Here is a 19012-nt window from a genome sequence, read left to right as displayed (position 1 = left end):
CTCTTGAGTTTTGAACAAAGATGAAAAATAACTTTTGGGGGTTAATTTGGTCTAGTTTTTTAGGAATTCAGTCATTGGTGCTGGGATTCCTGGGTTTTGTCGCTAGTTTACTTGCGTGGGCATTTGCTGGGCAGACACCTATTCCTCTAGTGGTTCTTTTTGTTATAATCACGATAGCTATATTAGTTATAGCAACTCTAATTACAGCGTTACAAACGGCACTAGAAGAATATCAAAGAGTCAAGCAAAATATTATTCCGAAAATCCTACGAGTTCAAAAGGACGCAAATAATAATATTCAATGCTTACTCGAAGCCTCCAATTTATTTGCCGCTCAACTAATGATATCGTTTTACTATACGGACGAAGATGGGTTTGAAGTATTAATCGGTGAGGGGGTTGTTAAAAATGTACAAAGCGATCAAAAAATACAGACAGTTCTCGACCAGCCAGAAGCGGGCTATCAAAATGTTTTAGACGGATTAGCTAATAACGACGATACAATTATTCAAAGAATCAAAGTCAAACCGAGTATTTATAAAAAATAATTAAACCTGTAGAGGAAAATATGGAAAACGTCACAGAAACTCCCCTTTTATCCCCCAAAGGAACTTTTCCTGCCACTGTCGTTAAGGTTATTGACGACTATAAATTAGTAATGAATAGAGGTGAACAGAACGGAATTCGAGAAGGTCAAAGAATGATGGTTTATCGTATCGATGACGAAGAAATATTAGATCCCCATACTGGCGAATCTTTAGGGTTTCTCGAATTAGTAAGAGGTACGGGAAGAATTATTTTCGTTCAAGATAAAATATCTATAATTGAAACCGATCAGAAAAAAACTTATAGAAAAAGAATAGAAAATTCTTCTTTGGGATTGAGGAGTTATAAATCTGAAGTGGTAGAATCCGATGAATTAAAACCTTTTGATAATGCTCAAGTTGGCGATTTAGTCAAACCTATTTAGACCTATCGATGGAACACCAATATTAGAATACTTTTTATCTCTTAAATATCCGATTTCAATTTATCCCGAAGAAGAGAGCGGATACACCGCGTTAATTCCAGATTTAGATGGTTGTATTACTCAGGGGGAAACTTTAGAGGAAGTGATGATTAATATTGAAGAAGCTAGAAAGTTTATTTTAGTGGTAAAAAAGCAATTCCTTTGCCTTCTCAAAGATAAATTTTCTCACTAAGTAACTAAGCAAAATTAATTACACATCTAAGCCACTACTCCGTCAGACTTCTGATGTGAGGAAACAGTGAACTGAAAACTCAAATCCGATCCCTAATAGCTGTATCCCGTCTCCCGTCTCCTGTCTCCTGTCTCGGAGTCTCCTGTCTCGACTAGGAAATTAATTTTGCACGACTACTTATCGACTCACAGCGATCGCATTCTGCCGGAATTGAGGGATAACTTTCTCCGGTCCGCAAGCCGGAGGAGACAAAACTGGTTTATGCTAGAAAAAGTTACTCTTAACGTAACTTTACAAAGTCATCGATCGCCCACATTTATGGATTGCATCATCAATCGTCGAGCGCGGTTTTCAGCCAGCCATCGCTATTATCTGCCAGAATGGGACGAAGCCGAAAATCAAAGACGTTTTGGTCTTGGTAGCCGTTTTCCCGGTCATGGTCACAATTACGAATTATATGTCTCCCTATACAAAGAACTCAATCCTTATGGCATGGTGGAGAATCTCTCCACCGTTAAACAGGTAATTAAACGAGAGATAACCAGTCAATTAGACTACTCCTATCTCAATCAAGTCTGGCCGGAATTTCAGCAAACCCTACCCACCACAGAAAATATCGCCAGAGTTATCTGGCAAAGATTAGCACCCTATTTACCATTAGTCAAAATTCAACTATTTGAACACCCCGAATTGTGGGCAGAATATCAAGGAAAAGATATGGAAGCAACTTTAACTATCAAAACCCATTTTAGTGCCGCTCATCGTTTGGCTTTACCGCAATTAACCCTGGAACAAAACTCGGAAATCTACGGCAAATGCGCCAGGGTAAACGGTCATGGTCATAATTATCACCTAGAAGTATCCGTGGCGGGAGAAATCGATCCCCGCACCGGTATGATTGTAGATCTAGGGGATTTACAAAAAGCGATCGATGAATTGGTAGTAGAACCCTTCGATCATACTTTTTTAAATAAGGATATTCCCTACTTTGCCGAAGTGGTTCCCACCGCGGAAAATATTGCCTTACACATCGCTCAACTATTAGGGGAACGGATCCGCCAATTAGGAGCCGAATTGGATAAAGTTAAACTGATTGAAAGTCCCAATAATTCTGCCGAAATCCACTGTCGTGGTTTGCTTCAAGCTCCCCGACAACTTCTAGAAAAAACCCTGACAGCCGTTTAATTGCCTGTCGGTTAAGGTGATTAGGGTGAGCATGGCTCACCCTGATGGATTTAATTAGGGTTTGCTGAATAAATCTAAAAACCTTGTTGGATAACGCTTTTAGACTTTTTTTGCCTCAAAAAGTGCCGACCTTTGGAGTGATTGGGGGGAAAATCCCTGGACTTTTTTCCTGAAAATTAGGTAATTGACCACATGAAAATGAGTAAAACCCCACACCCCACACCCCACACCCCACACCCTACCCCCAGGAAAAACTTTTTCACCAGACCCTAATTAAACCCTAGTTAAACACTTCTCGCCATCCTCGCTTTCCTTTGCCTTGACGTAAGGGAGAGGCTAAATCGACAATTTTCTCGAGCAGTTTCGGGGCCAATTTTTGACACCAAAGAGCTAGATGACTTTGCCAACCGACGACAATTTCCGTTTTGTCCCTATTTAACCCGGTAATTAGGGTTTGGGCGACTTCTTCGGCGCTCATCGGTTTTAACCATCGAAATAACTGCAATTCTCGCACCATATCCGTATCGGTTAAAGAGGGTAAGAGGGTGATAACTTTGATGTTGTGTTCCCGTAATTCCGACCTGAGAGCTTGACTAAAACCCAAAATGGCAAATTTGGTGGCCGAGTAGGTAGCGAAGCTAGGAGCGGCAATTTTACCCATCATGCTGGAAACATTGACAATCGTTCCCTGTCCCCGAATTGCCATCCGGCGGGCAATTAAGCGAGTAACCGTGTACAGGGCCATCAGATTTAAAGATATTTCTGCTTGCACTTGCGAAAATTGCGAGCGTAGAAAGGGGGTTTGATGGGCAATACCGGCACAGTTAACGAGGATATCGATGCCGCGGCATTCTTGCCAAACGCGGATAATTGAAGGACTAACAAGGTCATTTTCGGTTAAATCTAGGGCTAAAGGTGTGGCAATGACCCCTAGGGACTCAATTTCTTTGGCTAGTTTTTCTAATCGCTCTTGATCTCTGGCAACAATCACAATTCTGCTTAAACCTTGTCGGGCCAATTCTAAGGCGATCGCTCGTCCAATGCCCCGGGATGCCCCCGTGACTAGGGCTGTTTTTCCCTGTAATTTCATGATCAAACTCCTGTTTTAAGCAACAGTACAGAAATTTATTGGTTTTGCTTCTGAAATCTTTGATTTGTGCATCTATGCCCTACATAAGTAGTGAAGCAATCGGGGGATAGATGGATAGGTTAGGGTGCATGGGATTTTTCCTCCTTCAAAGCGCACTCTTGAACCTACGGTAACAGTTGTCTTTACAAACAGCAATCTTTTTTAACACTTTTCCCGAAAATCACTCGATCGGATGAACGCTCAGGGTGATCCTCGATCCTATGGAAGGGGAGTGGGGAGAGGGGAGAGGTAGGGTTGATTCATGAATCAACCCTACTATGAATCAACCCTAGGGCAGAGGGGCAGCAGAAAAAAAATTGTGGTGCCACCCTATCGTTCATCTCAATTTAGGTGTTCAATGTCGGTAATAATCGGTAAAATTACCGTGATCTTTGTGCCTTTTCCTTCCTCACTTTCCAAGTGAATTTGTCCTTTGTGCGCTTCCACACAGCGTCCGACAATGGCTAATCCTAATCCCGTTCCTTGAATATTATCGACATTGCTACCGCGATAAAAAGGTTTAAATAAATGTTCTTGATCTTTGCTGGGAATACCAATTCCTCGATCGACAATTTTAAAGACTACCTGCTCGGATTCGACAATAATCTTAAATTCTACGGGGTTTCCTTGGGGTGAATATTTGAGAGCATTTCCTAGTAAATTTGTCAAGATATGTTTAATTAAATTTATATCCCAAAGTCCTCTTTCTAAGCTGCCCTCAATTTGGAAAATAATTGCTAATTGCGGCTCCGGCTTAACAGTAAAAGATTCTACCAATTTCTGACAATAATCCAGCAAATCCACCAGATCAAATTGACAGTATAATCTCCCAGAATCGGCCCGGCCAATTAATAACACTTCTGTGAGCAATTGATCCATGTCTTTAATGGCCGATCGAATCATGCGAAAATAGCTAACTTGCTGATCTTTTGTCAACCGATCGCGACTTTCTTCTAATAATCCAGCCGAGAGTAAAATTTTATTTAAAGGATTGCGAAAATCGTGGGATAACATGGAAACAAATTCAGTTTTTAACTGATTTAATTCCTGAGCTTTTTCCAGTTGATTAGTGCGTTCAATCACGCTCATTTTTAAAGCTTCGTTCGATTCTCGTAAAGCTTCCTCCATCTGTTTTCGTTCGATCGCATAACATAGCGATCGAGTTAAAATTTCTAAACTTACTTCTCTTTTAATTAAATAATCCTGCGCTCCCTGACGCAGTGCTGCCAAAGCTAAATTATCATCATTAGTATTAGTTAAAACCACGATCGGCAATTTCGGAGCCGTAATCAAAAGGGGAGCTAAGGATTCCAAACCCTGACTATCTGGTAAAGTTAGATCTAATAAAATTACATCAAAATTTGTTTGTTGTAACAGGGAAATAGCCTCGGATAATCTTGAGACATTAACCAGATGAAATTCTTTTTTTTCATTACCCTTAAGAATTTCCTTTAATAATCGAGCTTCGGCTAAATTATCCTCGATTAAAAGAACTTTTATATCCTGCGAGAGTCCCATTTTTTAATCAAGAGTTAAAGAGATTTCGGAGGTTAGGAAGTGGGGTGTGGGGTGTAGGGTGTAGGGTGTAGGGTGTGGGGAGAATAAAGCTGCCTCCTGCCTCCTGCCTCCTGACGACCGACTCCTGATAACTGATAACTGATCACTGATAACTGATCACTGATAATGATTCACTCCCCGGGTAAAGTAGCGGTTTCTAACCAAAAAGCCTCGATATTTTTGACAATTTTGAACAAATCGTTGAGATTGCGTGACTTGGTTATATAACAATTAACGTGCAGTTCATAGCTATAAAAAATATCCTCCTCGTTGCGAGAAGTGGTTAAAACCACCACAGGAATTCTTTTTAAACTGGGATCGTTTTTTATTTCCGCTAATACCTCCCGTCCGTCTTTTCTTGGTAAATTCAGATCGAGAAGAATCAGATTAGGACGGGGAGAATCGAGATACTCCCCTTCTCGACGCAGATAATCCATGGCGTTGACACCATCCCTAACGATAACTAATTCGTGCGGGACGGTGCTAGTTTTTAATGCCTCTTGGATGAGGCGAATATCAGCTTTGCTGTCCTCCACTAATAAGATAATTTTGTGTGGCACGTCCTCGCCAGCGCTCACGCTCGTTACCTCCTAGGGGAATTGTAAAATAGAAAACCGCTCCTTTACCTAATTGGGATTCTACCCAAATTCGTCCGCGATGACACTCGATAATTTTCTTGCAAATCGCCAAACCCATACCTGTGCCGGGGTACTCGTCGCGGGTGTGCAGTCGTTGGAAAATCACGAAAATGCGTTCGGAAAATCGGGGATCGATACCAATTCCATTATCGGTGACAGAGAACAGCCATTCCTCCTCTTGACGTTGGGCAGCAATATGAATAGTGGGAGTTGCTTTTCCCCGGAATTTAATGGCATTACCGATAAGATTTTGGAACAATTGCATTAACTGGGTTTTATCTGCCATAACAATTGGCAAAGGATCAACGGTGATTATAGCTTGACTTTCTTGAATTCTCCCTTTCAGGTTAGCGAGAGCTTTTTCCAGTGCCAGATTAGCATCGATGGTATTAAACTCTACCGCCTGCATATCCACTTTTGAGTAAGCCAGCACATCATCTATTAATGTTTGCATCAAGCTGACACCTTCGACGGCAAAAGTAATAAATTCTTTAGCATCTTCGTCCAGTTCTTCGGTGTAGCGCATTTCTAGCAACTGCACATAGTTGGCGACTTGATTGAGGGGTTCCTGTAAATCGTGGGAAGCGACGTAGGCGAATTTTTTTAATTCGGCGTTTGATAGTTCCAAATCCCGCGCTAAACGGGCCAATTCATCGGCTTGTTTTAAGATGATATTGACGATCGCTTTTCGTAATTCTAGTGCGGCGTTAATTTCTACTGCTTTCCAGGGTAAAGATTTGAGACGAACAGTTTCTTTCCAGAGGGAGAAAGATTTACGCGGACAGAGACGAATATCACCATCTATGGCAGTCGTTTCGATCGCTTTACCCGGATCACCACCCCAGTTCACGGTTTGAATTACTTCTGGACGAAACCAGAGGAGATAATTACGTTTAGAAATGGGAATTGCTAGTAAACCACTGGCAATGTCTTTAAACTTACCCCCATCGGCATAAATTTGCGGTAAGGAATTAGTATAGTAAACATCTTCATGGACGTTTTTTTCTAGCCAAGTAATCAGATAATTTAGTTCTTCTTCGCTCGGTGTTACTCCAATTAAGGTATAATTGCCGCCTAAACAAATAGCGGCTCCTGTGGCTTTAGTTAGATCGAGCAGATTAGGTTTATGGGCAATTAATCCATCGATAAAGTTATTAGCTTCCGCCATATAATCGATTAATTGCGATTGCACAAAGGTTAATTTCACTCGATAGTCATAATCCTCGGTTTCTTCCCGTGCCGATATTTCCGAGAAAATTACTCTTCCTAAGAACTCACAAGCTTTACGGAGTTCGTAGGGTACATATTTAGGGGTGCGGTGATGACAGGCAATAATACCCCAGAGACGTTTATTTTCAATCAGAGAAATGGTTAGAGATGCTCCCACTCCCATGTTATGCAGATATTCTAAATGACAGGGAGAAGCACTTCTAAGACTGGACAGGGTTAAATTTAAGGGTTGTTGGGTTTCGGGGTGAAGACTAGGCACTAAATCGACGGGTTCAGAGGTAGCATCGGGAATCTGTCGAATCCAATTAGCACTTAATAAATTTCGTGCCGGGAGAGGGATATCGGAAGCGGGATAACGTAAACCGAGATAGGGTTCTAGTTGCTCTATTTTGTCTTCTGCTATCACATCACCGTTATCTTCTTCGTCGAATTTGTATAACATAACTCGATCGAATCCTGTCATTTTTCTTACTTCTTTAACGATGATATTACAGAAATCTTTCAGGCTACGGGTGGCTTCAAGTTTATCGATCGAAGTTTTGGCTAGGTGATAGAATCTCAGGAAAGGAATGTTTTCATAGGAAATAGCTGGTTCTAACTCTAAAATCAGCATTTGTTCGGCGTTACGGTGGAAAATAGCATCAAAGACGGCAAAATCATCCCCTTTAACCCGCGCCCAAATTTTGGAGGGATTGATAGCATCAAAATCGTTATTTTCTATGGCTGATTTCAGAGGATCGATCTGAAAGGGATCGAAGATTTCCTCTAGGGTTTTACCGATAATTTCCCCCGGAGAAATACCCAATAAACTGCGGCTATTACTGCTAGTTTGGCTGACTTTTAGCTCCGGTTCGCTGAGAACTAAAAGCACCCCGTGCGGTTGAATTCGGTTATAGAGATGGATCGGTTCCCGTTCGATCGAAGTTGGGTTAATTGTCTCGGTTAGAACTTCCATGTGTATTGCCCCCAGAGGATTTTTGCCAAGTGGAAAACTCTTTGTTTATTAAAACTATTTCTTCTCACTTTCAGGGGGCGATCGAGAATAAATTTACTTCTCTTAATCCCAGGCCATCAAAAGTAATAAAACTTTAATTAATCAGTTATCTATCGATCGAGCAGTTCTGTTCAGTTCCCTTTATTATAATCAGTTTTTCTCTGAGAATCTATGGTAATTTGTTAAGAATTAAGAGTTAATGTTACAAGGGACAGATGATTCTTAATAAAAATATACAGTAGGGTGTGTTAGCGAAGCGTAACACACCAAAATCTAAGATTTAAATATGATAGCAACCCTTTTTTGTTAATTACCTGGAGGCAAAATATTATGATTGGTGATCATTTCTGCCAGCTTATAAACATTGACAGGGAGACTAATTAACGGATTAATCTTTTGTGCTTTTTCTGGAACTATTTTTGTTAAAAATTCATGTAATTTTTGCCATACATTTTTCTTAGTTTCTCTATCTTCGCCTTCGACTTCATTAATTCTCAACTCAGCCAGAGTAGCCAAAATTTCCTTGCGAAGACCAGTATAGCCAACGATGTAAAATTTGTTAAGAGCTTCTAGGACTTCATTTAATTTAATCAGCAGAAATTGTTTAAACTCTTGCGTAATTTTGCTATCTTCAATCATTTGAATTAAACCTAAGATTTCTTCCCTTAACCTGTTCAAATCCTCTTTGCTTAAATATATTTCCTCAAAATCTTCTACACAAGAAGGAAGCCAATGTAGAGCGTACCAGTCAGGAGAGTTTAATGGCTGTAAGAAAGAATTTGACCAAGACATTTCAAGTCTTGAAAATACACTAATTAATTCATCCTTAATTTGTTTCATAAGTTCTTTATAGGAAGACTGTTTTCTTGAAGGAAAATATTGTAGTTGATCTTCTATGTGATAAATAAGCTGTAGTAATTGAATCAACCCTTTCTGAACAGAATCAGTGTCATTTTTCACTTCCATTGCTCTTGCTAAAACTGCTTGAACTGATTCGTCAGTTTCGTCTGGAGAACATCTTTGTAGGATAATTAATAAACGTTCGGCTGGATTATGAATCGGTAGAGTAGATGATTCCATAAATTTTATCAAAGGCTAGATTGGTGATGTATAGAACAATAGTATTGTAACTTATCATTTCTATTTTTACAGCAAGTTTGAGAGCCTATTTATGAAAAAATGTTAAGTAGTCAAGTAGGGTGCGTTAGACAATCCCTTGTTTTCAGGGAAAAAATCAAGAGCTAAATATTACCGTAACGCACCACAAAGAAAAGTGTTTGACTACTTTTATAAGCCGCTATGACGGAGGAGAGGCTCGGTACTAGGTTCGCGACCGCGGAAAGCTTTAAAAACATTCATAGGATGAGAACTTCCCCCCATAGCTAAAACAGTATCGCGAAAACGACGACCGATCGCTTTCACTGCTTCTTCGTTATCTAGTCCCACTTCCTCGAAAGCGGCAAAAGCATCGGCGCTGAGAACTTCTGCCCATTTATAACTATAGTAACCCGCCGCATAACCGCCGGCGAAAATATGCCCAAAAGAACACAAGAAAGCATCTTCTGGTAGGGGAGGAATTATCGTCGTCGTTGCCGCTAAACGCTGTCTGACTTGTTTAGGAGTTTCGCCGCCATTGGGTTGATAACGATGGTGTAATTCCAAATCTACTAAAGACAAATGTAACTGACGCAGCATAGCCGAACCGCTCATATAATTCTTAGCTAGAAGCAGTTTTTGGTAGTAATGTTCGGGGAGAGTTTCACCGGTTTCGTAGTGTTTGGCCATACTCATTAAAGTAGGGCGATCATAACACCAATTTTCCATAAATTGACTGGGCAATTCCACCGCGTCCCACTCAACGTTATTAATACCCGCTGCGCCAGAATAATCCACAGTGGTTAACATATGCTGTAAACCGTGGCCAAATTCGTGAAATAGGGTAGTTACCTCCTCAAAGGTCATTAAACTGGGGTTTCCGTCCACTGGAGGCGTTTGATTGCAGATTAAATAAGCCACAGGTAAACGCACCTCGGCACCAGTTTTGGCGCGACCGATACAGACATCCATCCAAGCGCCGCCGCGTTTTTCGGCGGGACGACTGTAGGCATCGAGGTAGAAATAGGCGATTTTTTCGCCCTTTTCGTCGTTAATCTGGAAATAACGCACATCGGGATGCCAGATAGGTGCTTTACCGTCGGCAGCGATAATTTCTACCCCAAAAATCCGTTTAGCGAGGCTAAATATGCCTTCTAAAACCCGTGGTAGGGGGAAATAGGGGCGTAATTCCTCGGCACTAAAGTTAAACTTGGCCTGACGCTGTTTTTCTGACCAATAGGCTATATCCCAATGCTTGAGATCCTCGGTTCCCGCAAAAGTTTTTAAGGCCTCTAAATCCTGTTTTGCCGCTTCATAGCTGACTTGGCGCAAATTGTCAAGCAATTTCTCGATTTCATCCACAGAATTGGCCATTTTCCTGGCAAGACTGACCTCGGCGTAGGTACTATAACCTAAAAGATGGGCCTGTTCCTGACGAAGTTGCAAAATGCGATCAATTAAGGGATTATTATCCAATTCTCCCAGATCGGCCCGACTAACGTAGGCTTTATAGAGTTTTTCGCGCAATTCCCGATTATCGCTGTACTTCATAAAGGGGAAATAACTGGGAAAATCGAGGGTAATCACCCAGGTGCCGGTTTCGGGGGTGGCGTTAGTTTCTCCTTGGGTGCGGGCGGTTTGGGCGGCTAAACTGAGGAGACTAGGGGGTAAACCGGCGATATCTTCTGGGGTTGTTAGTTTCAGTTGAAAAGCTTTGGTGGCATCGAGGATGTTATTAGAAAATTTCGTGGTGATTTCCGCTAATTCCAGTTGAATCGCGTTAAATCTGTCTTTTTTCTCCCCTGCTAATCCCACCCCGGCCAATTGAGCATCCCGCAGGGAAGCTTCGACAATGCGCTGTTGTGCCTCGTCTAATTGCCCCCAGCTTTCCCCTTGACGCAGGGACGAGAATGCCTCATAAATGGGTTTACTTTGGCTTAAACGGCTAATAAACTCGACTACCTGCGGTTGTACGGTTTCGTAAGCTTGACGCAATTCTGGGCTATTTTTTACCCCCATCAGATGACCGATAATCCCCCAACTCCAGCTTAAACGTTCTTCGATCCGGGTGAGGGGTTCGACTAATTTTTCCCAAGTGGGGGCAATCTGCGCTTCTAGATCGGTTAATTCTCCGGCCAGTTCCTGCAAAAGTTGCGTCATCCCAGGGACAATCAGGCCGGGTTGGATTTGGTCAAAAGCCGGTAATCCTTGACCGGCAAGCAGCGGGTTACTGGTGTTCGTCATAATTTTTGGTCTGGAAGGGTGAGTAATCTGTATCTTTTACTACCCTAACCCAAATCCCCGACCATCTATCCGGGCGATCGAACGCCGGAGCTTTTTCAGTGGGGTGTGGGGTGTGGGGTGTGGGGTGTGGGGTGTGGGGTGTAGGGTGTGGGGTGTAGGGAAAGAAACCTCTTTCATCTGTGGGGGTGAAAATTTTTTCATTGGGACTGCCTCTGTTGATCAAAGATAAGCAAAAATTATTTATTGACTGCAAAAACTTGAGAATATTTAAATTAACATTCCGCAATATTTACAAATTCTTAAGAATTAATTGAGAAAGATTTTTATTTAACAACGATGTTACAAGGGTTACAGCGATTTGATAGAATTTCATAATGGGTTACTCTGTGCTTTTTTGGGCAGCAACGCTTGAAACCCTTGCCACACCTAGAAGGTGATCCTAATTAAGACGGTCAAATCAGTCAATTTCACCAGCAACGATGATCTTTTTTTTGTGTAGTTTTATTGCAAAAAAAAAGTTTTTTTGACAAAAAGCACAAAGTATGATAATCCCCAACGTATTTCTGGCTGCGAGTAATTAGGGGCTGCTGAAAAAGTTTTTCGTGGGGGCAGGGTGTGGGGTGTGGGGTTTTACCCATTTTCAGGTGGTCAATTACCTAATTTTCAGGGAAAAAGTACCTGAATTTTCCCCCCAATCACTCCAAAGGTCGGCACTTTTTGAGGGAAAACAAGTCTAAAAACCCTATCCAACAAGGTTTTTAGATTTATTCAGCAAACCCTAATTATTGTAGAGGGGGAGAAAGGAGAAGGGAGAGGGGAGAATAAATAAAAATAATCTCCCTACCCCACACCCTGTCCCTAGGAAAAACTTCTTCAGCAAACCCTAGTTAAGGCCTGCTCGATTCTCTGACTATCGAGGGAGCGGCCGATAAAGACCAAGCGGGTTTGCCGCATTTCCGTGGATTGCCAGGGTCGGTCGAAGAAAGAATCAAAGCGATCGCCGACTCCCTGTAACACCATACGCATCGGTTTATTAGCCACGTTAACAAATCCCTTGACCCGATAGATTTCTTCTTGGGCCACCAATTCTTTGAGCCGTTGGGTCAAAATTCGGGCATCTACAGGAGAATCGAGGCAAAACTGCACGGAATTGATCTCCTCATCGTGATCGTGTTCTTCCTCGTGATCATGATGACTAGGACGACTAGCTAAATTATCCTCGACGGCGGCATTAAATCCCAATAGCACATCGGGGCTAATTTGTCCATCGGCACAAGTAACTATTTTTACCGTTGATCGCAGTTGTGTTTTCAGCCAATTAATAATTTTTTCTAATTCGATTTCGCTGATGAGATCGGTTTTAGTTAAGAGTACCAGGTCAGCGCAGGCTAACTGATCCTCAAATAACTCCTCAATGGGCGTTTCGTGTTCTAAATTGGGGTCTGCTTGCCTTTGTGCCGTTAAAGCGTCCAAATCCGCCACCAGACGACCCCTAGCGACAGCAAAACCATCCACCACGGTGATTACTCCGTCCACCGTCGCACCGTTGCGGATTTCCGGCCAGCGAAAAGCTTGAACCAGAGGTTTAGGTAAAGCTAACCCCGAAGTTTCGATCAGCATACAATCCAACTGTTGCCGTCGCTCCAGCAATTTCTGCATGGTGGGGAGAAATTCTTCCTGTACTGTACAGCACAGACAACCGTTGGTCAGTTCCACAATATTATCGTTGGGGTTGTCGTCGCAGGTCTGACAACTTTTCAATAAATCACCATCAATTCCCACTTCTCCGAATTCATTGACCATAACGGCCACCCGTCGGCCTTGATTATTTTGCAGTAGATGACGGATGAGGGTAGTTTTTCCCGCACCCAGAAAACCCGTGATCACAGTAACTGGAATTTTGTGCATAGATAGAGCGATCGATCATGTTTCTAGATCAATCTATCAGACTCTCGGTCTAGGGTTGAGGGTTTCAGCGCTAATTCTTTAGGATTGCCCCACCAATTGCCGGACTGTCACAAACTAGCTGAAATTTTCCTAGTTAGTCGTTATTCTGTTAGAAGTTTCAGCCGGCTAAATAATCGCTGAAAAACTTTTGTGGGAGTGGATCATGTTACAACGTCTTTTTTTAGCCTTTACCCTCGCTTTTCCTCTTTATTTAAGCATTGCTATTCAACAAACTTCTCCTCTAGCTGATAGAGTAAATCGGCCTTCTTCTCGCGGAATCAATAAAATTGAGCAGACGGTAAAAACTATCCAAAAGCAATTAAAACAAGAGCATTCGGTTCAATTAGATTAATAAATTTTGGCAACAAGAGGATATCTAAAACGGGTGCATCTCATTTTTGTAAATCTACTAATTTGGGATTTTTAAGGGGAAACTTTCTCCTAAAATTGGGCGTTACTTTCGGTTTTATCACTCAACCCTAGGGTTGAGTGATAGTAGGGTTGATTCATGAATCAACCCTACCCAAACCCCCCGTTGGGGCCCAAACCCCGGAGCGCATTAGTTTTTCGGTGGGATGCTTACACGCGATTGTTCATATTTTTGTACTAATTTAAGAGTCACTGATAATTGCTAATTGTCGGTATTTCTGCAAATGTGGGATGCACTCGCTAAAACTCCTTTCTTTCACTTTTTACTTGACAAATTACTGGCTATTTGCTGCGCCGGCTGATATTCGGGAACTAAATCTTGTAGGGACTTAACTAAGCCCTGACGGTCATTAACTTGAATATAATTAAGCAGTTGCTCTAATTTGATTCGCAATTTGTCCCAAGCAAGAAAGTGTTCATGAGCGCAAAAAATCTTTGGGTGAGCGGTGGGACGAGCTTTATCGGTATCGATTAATAATTCTTCGTAGAGTTTTTCCCCCGGTCTTAATCCTGTGATTTCAATATCGATATCTTGCCCTAATTCCAAGCCACTTAAACGAATCATCTGTAGGGCCAAATCGTAAATTCTTACCGGTTCACCCATATCTAACAGGAATACCTCACCCCCTCGGGCCATGGCTCCCGCTTGTATAACCAAACGCACCGCCTCTGGAATAGACATAAAATAGCGAATAATATCGGGATGGGTGAGGGTAATATTCTTACGTTGGGCGATTTGTTCCCGGAAACGCGGCACCACGGAACCGCTACTATCAAGAACATTGCCAAAGCGGACGATAGCGCAACAGGTGGAAGTATGGGGTAAAGCGGCCAAAGCTTGCACGACTAACTCAGCACAGCGTTTGCTGGCCCCCATAATGTTAGTCGGTCTGACGGCCTTATCGGTGGAAATGAGAACTAAATTACTAACTGAATTCTCGATCGCGATCTGAGCGACATTTAAAGTCCCCCAAACATTAGTGTAAATCCCTTGACTAGCATTGGCTTCCACAAGGGGAACGTGCTTATAGGCGGCAGTGTGATAAATTGTCTCAATCTGGTGTTGTTGGATGACCCGGTCTAGATGATTGCGGTCAAGAACATTGCCTAGATAGGCATACTTGGCTAAATCGGCATAATTTTCGCTTAAATCGAGATCGATTTTGTAGAGGGAAAACTCGTTTAATTCGTAGATTACCAAGCATTTTGGCTTGAGGAGGGCGATTTGTCGGCATAATTCCGAACCGATGGAACCGCCACCCCCGGTGACTAACACCGCTTTACCCGTGACATTTTTTCCCAAAAGTTCGGGATGGGGTAGAATTTCTTCCCGTCCTAATAATTCCGAGACATCGACACTGCGAATCTGATTGATGGCCGCTTCTCCCGATAAAATTTTTGAGAGGGGAGGGACGGTTTTAATGACGATGGGTAAAGTTTCTAGACTTTCGATGATTTGCCGCTTTCTGGTATTGTCTGCATTCGGAATAGCGAGAATAACCCAGTCAAAGGCCCGTTTTTGGTGCAGTAGTGCCAATTGAGAGGGGGGATAAACCCTAATGCCTTGGATAACTCGCTGCTGCAAATCGGGATTATCATCAACAAAGGCCAATAAACGATAGTGGGGGTCATTTTGTAGGGAACGTGCCAATTGACAACCCACAACCCCGGCACCATAGATAACAATTGTCGGTTCCCTATCGACACTACTGACGTAAATATTCAGACGGTGAAAGACAGAACGAATCAACAGTCTCACCCCAATAACCAATACTAGGGTTAACAATGCGTCGATAATCAGGACTGAACGCGGCAAAAAGGCATCCCTTTGAAAGTAGGCAAGACTGATTAAAACCCCTGAACTATAGAGAACCGCTTGCAGTACGGAGGAAAGAAACTCTAATCCTGTATAACGTACTACGGGACGGTAAATACCTTTAAGATAGAAAACTAGAAGTTTAATGGCAATTAAGCTGAATATTTCCCCGAAAAAAGGTCTAATTTGCTGATATTCGAGGCTAAGATTAAACCTGAGAGAGAAGGCTAGATAGATGGTCAGACAAAAAATAAGGCAATCGGTGACAATTAAAAGAGATCGCTTCGATGACCTAGATAGGGAATTAGCTAATTTAAGGATTTTGTTCGCCAGTTTTCTAGACATCATCCAATTGATTAATTAATTTTAAGTAAATTAGGCTCTCTTGGTTTTGGTGGGTAAAATGTATTCTAAGATACAGTCCTGCTGGCGAGCGAGTGGAACGAACCACAAAGACACAAAGGACACAAAGATTGATCGCTCTTATATAATTTAAACTTATCACACCAACAATAAGAGAGCCTAAACTATTGGATTATAACCTCAAATAGCTGGCTCTTCGGTTTGTGTTATGCAATCGACGGGGGTTATAAGGGATGTAACCCTTATATAGAAAGGCATTTAGCGATTTTTGTCAATTGTTTTTGATCTAGAGCGAACTAATCAATTAAGTCTCTTACCAGATAAGGATTTAGTCGATTTATGCCCCCCTATCGAACCATACCAAGTAACGAAGAACCAAATAGCTTATATTTTAGGCAATGCTCAAAATATACCAGTTATTAAGTAATCGGACAAAATGAACCCCTTAATTAGGATAAGCAAGAGGCAGCGTTTTCTGCCCATCTCCCCACCTCCCCAATTCATAATTGATAATTTACAATTGATAATTCCCACTCCCTTTTTTAGCTTTTGACTTTTCATGACTATCATTGTCGATTATCGCTTTCCTACCGCTATTAATGCCGAAAAACAGGCAAAAACGATCGCTATCGGTCAAACCGCTGGCACTTGGAGCGATCGCCACAGTCATCGTCAACAGCAGCTGCAACAACACCTAGCGGAAGTGGTGGGGATCAGGGAGGAAGCCGACGGTTATAAGGTGGCTAGGGTGCGTTTTCCCCAGATAAACGTTGAAAATGACATCGCCAGTCTTTTAACCATGATTTTCGGCAAATATTCCATGGCTGGAGCCGGAAAAGTGGTGGGGGTGTATCTCCCCGAAAGCTACGGCACGAAAGCCAAGCTGGGAATCACAGGAATTAGGCAACGTTTGGGGGTTTATGATCGACCTCTAGTAATGGCAATTTTTAAACCCGCTTTAGGACTATCGGCCCAAGATCACGCCGATATCCTGCGAGAAGTGGCTTTTGCTGGCTTAGACGTGATTAAAGATGATGAAATCATGGCGGATCTTCCCGTGGCTCCCACCCACGAGCGCCTAGATTGTTGTCGCCGAGTTTTGGAGGAAGTGCGGCAGCAAACCGGTAGAAATGTTCTCTATGCTGTCAATGTCACTGGAAAAGCGGACGAATTGCAGAGAAAAGCCCGTTTATTGGTGAAACATGGCGCTAATGCCCTGTTATTAAACGTTCTTACCTACGGTTTTTCCGTTTTAGAAGCTTTAGCCAGTGATCCAGCGATCGATGTGCCTATTTTCGCCCATCCTGCCTTTGCTGGAGCGATGTGTGCCGGTAGCGATACGGGATTAGCCTATTCTGTGGTTTTGGGGACGATGATGGCCCACGCAGGAGCCGATGCGGTGCTATATCCCGCCGCTTACGGTAGTTTACCCTTCGATCCCCGGGAGGAAGGCAAAATTCGCGATATTTTGCGCGATAGAAACGTTTTTCCAGTTCCCTCGGCCGGTATTCGTCCAGGTATTGTTCCCCAGGTCCTTGGGGATTACGGACGTAATGTTATCCTCAATGCGGGAACCGGAATTATGGACCACCCATCGGGACCGGCCAGTGGTGTGAGGGCTTTTTTTGAAGCTTTAGAGAGAATAGAAGCGGGTGAGTCCTTTGATCCGGCCAATTTGCCAGAAGGAGCCTTAAAACAGGCAATTGTAGAGTGGGGTTAAGAGCAACTTTTTCAAATTCACTATAAAGACATTTTGTCAAGCATTTTTAGAAAATTTAACAAATAACTTCCCGTTTTAGATAGGGTTGCAGCACTTCCGGCACTTTTACCGTCCCGTCTGCCTGTTGATAATTTTCTAGGACAGCGGCCATAGTACGACCGATCGCTAATCCCGAACCGTTGAGGGTGTGGACAAAATTAGTGCCTTTTTGCCCTTTTTCTTTAAAGCGAATATTTGCCCGTCGTGCCTGAAAGTCTCTAAAATTAGAACAACTGGAAATTTCCCGATAGGTATTAGCCGAAGGTAGCCACACTTCTAAGTCATAACATTTGGCCGCCGAAAAACCCAAGTCACCGCTACACAATTCAATCACCCGATAGGGCAACTGTAAAGCTTGCAGGATTGCCTCCGCATTAGCGACTAAACTTTCATGTTCCTGAGCAGAAGCGTCAGGATGGACGATTTTGACCATTTCCACCTTATTAAATTGATGCAAACGGATCAAGCCCCTCGTATCCTTGCCATAGCTGCCCGCTTCCCGACGAAAACAAGGGGTATAGGCACAGTGTTTGATCGGTAATTGCTCCGATGAGAGGATTTCATCGCGATAAAGGTTAGTAACGGGTACTTCTGCCGTTGGTGCTAACCAAAGCTCATCATCTCGACATTTAAAGCTTTCTTCCGCAAATTTTGGCAGTTGTCCCGTCCCGCGCAGGGAGTCACTATTAATCAGAATTGGCGGTAAAACTTCTGTATAACCGGCGACAATATGGCGATCGAGCATAAAATTAATTAAAGCTCTTTCTAGGGCTGCCCCGAGGGCGATAAGATTAACAAAACGACTCTGGGCGATCTTTACTGCCCGTTCAAAGTCTAAAATGCCCAATTTTTCCCCAATTTCCCAGTGAGGCAAAATATTCGGGTTGGTGGGTTTATATTCTTCTCCCCAGCGTCTAACTTCCACATTTTCCCGTTCATCCTTACCAATGGGAGTGGTTTCACTGGGTAAATTGGGTAAATCTAAGATTTTTTGGTCAATGGCCGCTTTAATCTCTTTTTCCTGCGGTTCTAATTGAGCTAGTTTACTTTTAATCTCGTTTCCTTCTGTTTTCATTGCCAAAATTTCGGGACTGTTGACATCGCTGCCACTTTTAACTTTTTGTCCCACCAGTTTACCGATTTCGTTCCCCCGGGCCTGTAAACTGCTGCGTTCCAACTCTAAAGCCTTCTGTTGTTGATTTAACTGGATAATAGGGGCAATATCATAACTACCTCCCCGACTATCTAAGCGTTTCTGTACTTCCTCTGGATTTTCTCTAATTTGCTTTAGGTCTAACATGGTACGAGTCAGTAAAAAGTAAAAAGTAAGTGGGGGAGTCGGGGAATCGGCAGCCTGAGGGGAAATGTTGTCAACCGCTAACCAATGCTCAATATAACTCAAAACTTAACTAAAATATCGGTTA

General features: G+C 42.6%; 16 protein-coding genes. 6 read left to right on the top strand and 10 right to left on the bottom strand.

Features of this window, described 5'->3' with window-relative positions; all coding sequences use genetic code 11:
- Positions 1-20 precede the first annotated feature (20 nt).
- From O9334_RS08930 to O9334_RS08915, 4 genes are all read left to right on the top strand, one after another.
- Positions 21-548 carry a hypothetical protein gene (locus O9334_RS08930; RefSeq protein ID WP_287999895.1) on the top strand — a complete coding sequence of 176 codons (528 nt, stop codon included), beginning with the start codon at positions 21-23 and terminating at the stop codon, positions 546-548.
- Between the two features lie 20 nt (positions 549-568).
- Positions 569-970, top strand: coding sequence for a hypothetical protein (locus O9334_RS08925; RefSeq protein WP_287730986.1), 402 nt, complete (start codon positions 569-571; stop codon positions 968-970).
- A gap of 4 nt (positions 971-974) precedes the next feature.
- Positions 975-1202: a type II toxin-antitoxin system HicB family antitoxin gene (locus O9334_RS22855; protein WP_353738119.1), complete on the top strand. Its 228-nt coding sequence runs from the start codon at positions 975-977 to the stop codon at positions 1200-1202.
- Positions 1203-1520: 318 nt separating this feature from the next.
- The gene (locus tag O9334_RS08915; protein ID WP_287999943.1) at positions 1521-2387 is read left to right on the top strand and encodes a 6-pyruvoyl trahydropterin synthase family protein; all 867 of its coding nucleotides are present in this window, start codon (positions 1521-1523) and stop codon (positions 2385-2387) included.
- A 280-nt stretch (positions 2388-2667) separates the two neighbouring features.
- Here the strand turns inward: O9334_RS08915 and O9334_RS08910 are convergent, their stop codons facing one another.
- The 8 genes from O9334_RS08910 to cobW form a co-directional block, all read right to left on the bottom strand.
- Positions 2668-3477, bottom strand: coding sequence for an SDR family NAD(P)-dependent oxidoreductase (locus O9334_RS08910; RefSeq protein ID WP_287999893.1), 810 nt, complete (start codon positions 3475-3477; stop codon positions 2668-2670).
- Between the two features lie 381 nt (positions 3478-3858).
- Positions 3859-5034, bottom strand: coding sequence for a hybrid sensor histidine kinase/response regulator (locus tag O9334_RS08905; protein WP_045362586.1), 1176 nt, complete (start codon positions 5032-5034; stop codon positions 3859-3861).
- 170 nt (positions 5035-5204) lie between these two features.
- On the bottom strand, positions 5205-5651 hold the full coding sequence (locus tag O9334_RS08900) for a response regulator (RefSeq protein ID WP_002758488.1): 447 nt from the start codon (positions 5649-5651) through the stop codon (positions 5205-5207).
- Complete coding sequence (locus O9334_RS08895) at positions 5590-7896, bottom strand: sensor histidine kinase (protein ID WP_045362584.1); 2307 nt, start codon at positions 7894-7896, stop codon at positions 5590-5592. Before O9334_RS08895 ends, O9334_RS08900 begins: the two co-directional genes overlap by 62 nt.
- 345 nt (positions 7897-8241) lie before the next feature.
- Entirely contained in the window at positions 8242-9015 is a 774-nt protein-coding gene (locus tag O9334_RS08890) for a hypothetical protein (RefSeq protein ID WP_287999890.1), read from the bottom strand.
- 207 nt (positions 9016-9222) lie between these two features.
- A complete protein-coding gene (locus tag O9334_RS08885; RefSeq protein ID WP_287999888.1) occupies positions 9223-11274 on the bottom strand; it encodes a M3 family metallopeptidase in 2052 nt (683 codons plus the stop codon).
- Between the two features lie 39 nt (positions 11275-11313).
- On the bottom strand, positions 11314-11475 hold the full coding sequence (locus O9334_RS08880; protein WP_287999886.1) for a hypothetical protein: 162 nt from the start codon (positions 11473-11475) through the stop codon (positions 11314-11316).
- 672 nt (positions 11476-12147) lie between these two features.
- Positions 12148-13182, bottom strand: coding sequence for a cobalamin biosynthesis protein CobW (gene cobW, locus O9334_RS08875; RefSeq protein ID WP_287999884.1), 1035 nt, complete (start codon positions 13180-13182; stop codon positions 12148-12150).
- Positions 13183-13384: 202 nt separating this feature from the next.
- On the opposite strand from cobW, the gene O9334_RS08870 reads away from it, so the two are divergent.
- Positions 13385-13573: a hypothetical protein gene (locus O9334_RS08870; protein WP_002784873.1), complete on the top strand. Its 189-nt coding sequence runs from the start codon at positions 13385-13387 to the stop codon at positions 13571-13573.
- 333 nt (positions 13574-13906) lie between these two features.
- On the opposite strand, the gene O9334_RS08865 is transcribed toward O9334_RS08870, so the two are convergent.
- Complete coding sequence (locus tag O9334_RS08865; protein ID WP_287999882.1) at positions 13907-15811, bottom strand: polysaccharide biosynthesis protein; 1905 nt, start codon at positions 15809-15811, stop codon at positions 13907-13909.
- A 577-nt stretch (positions 15812-16388) separates the two neighbouring features.
- On the opposite strand from O9334_RS08865, the gene O9334_RS08860 reads away from it, so the two are divergent.
- Positions 16389-17549: a 2,3-diketo-5-methylthiopentyl-1-phosphate enolase gene (locus O9334_RS08860; RefSeq protein WP_287999880.1), complete on the top strand. Its 1161-nt coding sequence runs from the start codon at positions 16389-16391 to the stop codon at positions 17547-17549.
- Positions 17550-17604: 55 nt separating this feature from the next.
- Here O9334_RS08860 and serS read toward each other — a convergent pair whose 3' ends face one another.
- On the bottom strand, positions 17605-18888 hold the full coding sequence (gene serS, locus O9334_RS08855) for a serine--tRNA ligase (protein ID WP_287999941.1): 1284 nt from the start codon (positions 18886-18888) through the stop codon (positions 17605-17607).
- Between the last annotated feature and the right edge of the window lie 124 nt (positions 18889-19012).

The organism is Microcystis sp. LE19-8.1F, assembly GCF_027531715.1.
Lineage (GTDB): Bacteria > Cyanobacteriota > Cyanobacteriia > Cyanobacteriales > Microcystaceae > Microcystis > Microcystis wesenbergii_A.
Note: the sequence above shows the minus strand (reverse complement) of the source record. Positions and strands in the feature narration are given on the sequence as shown.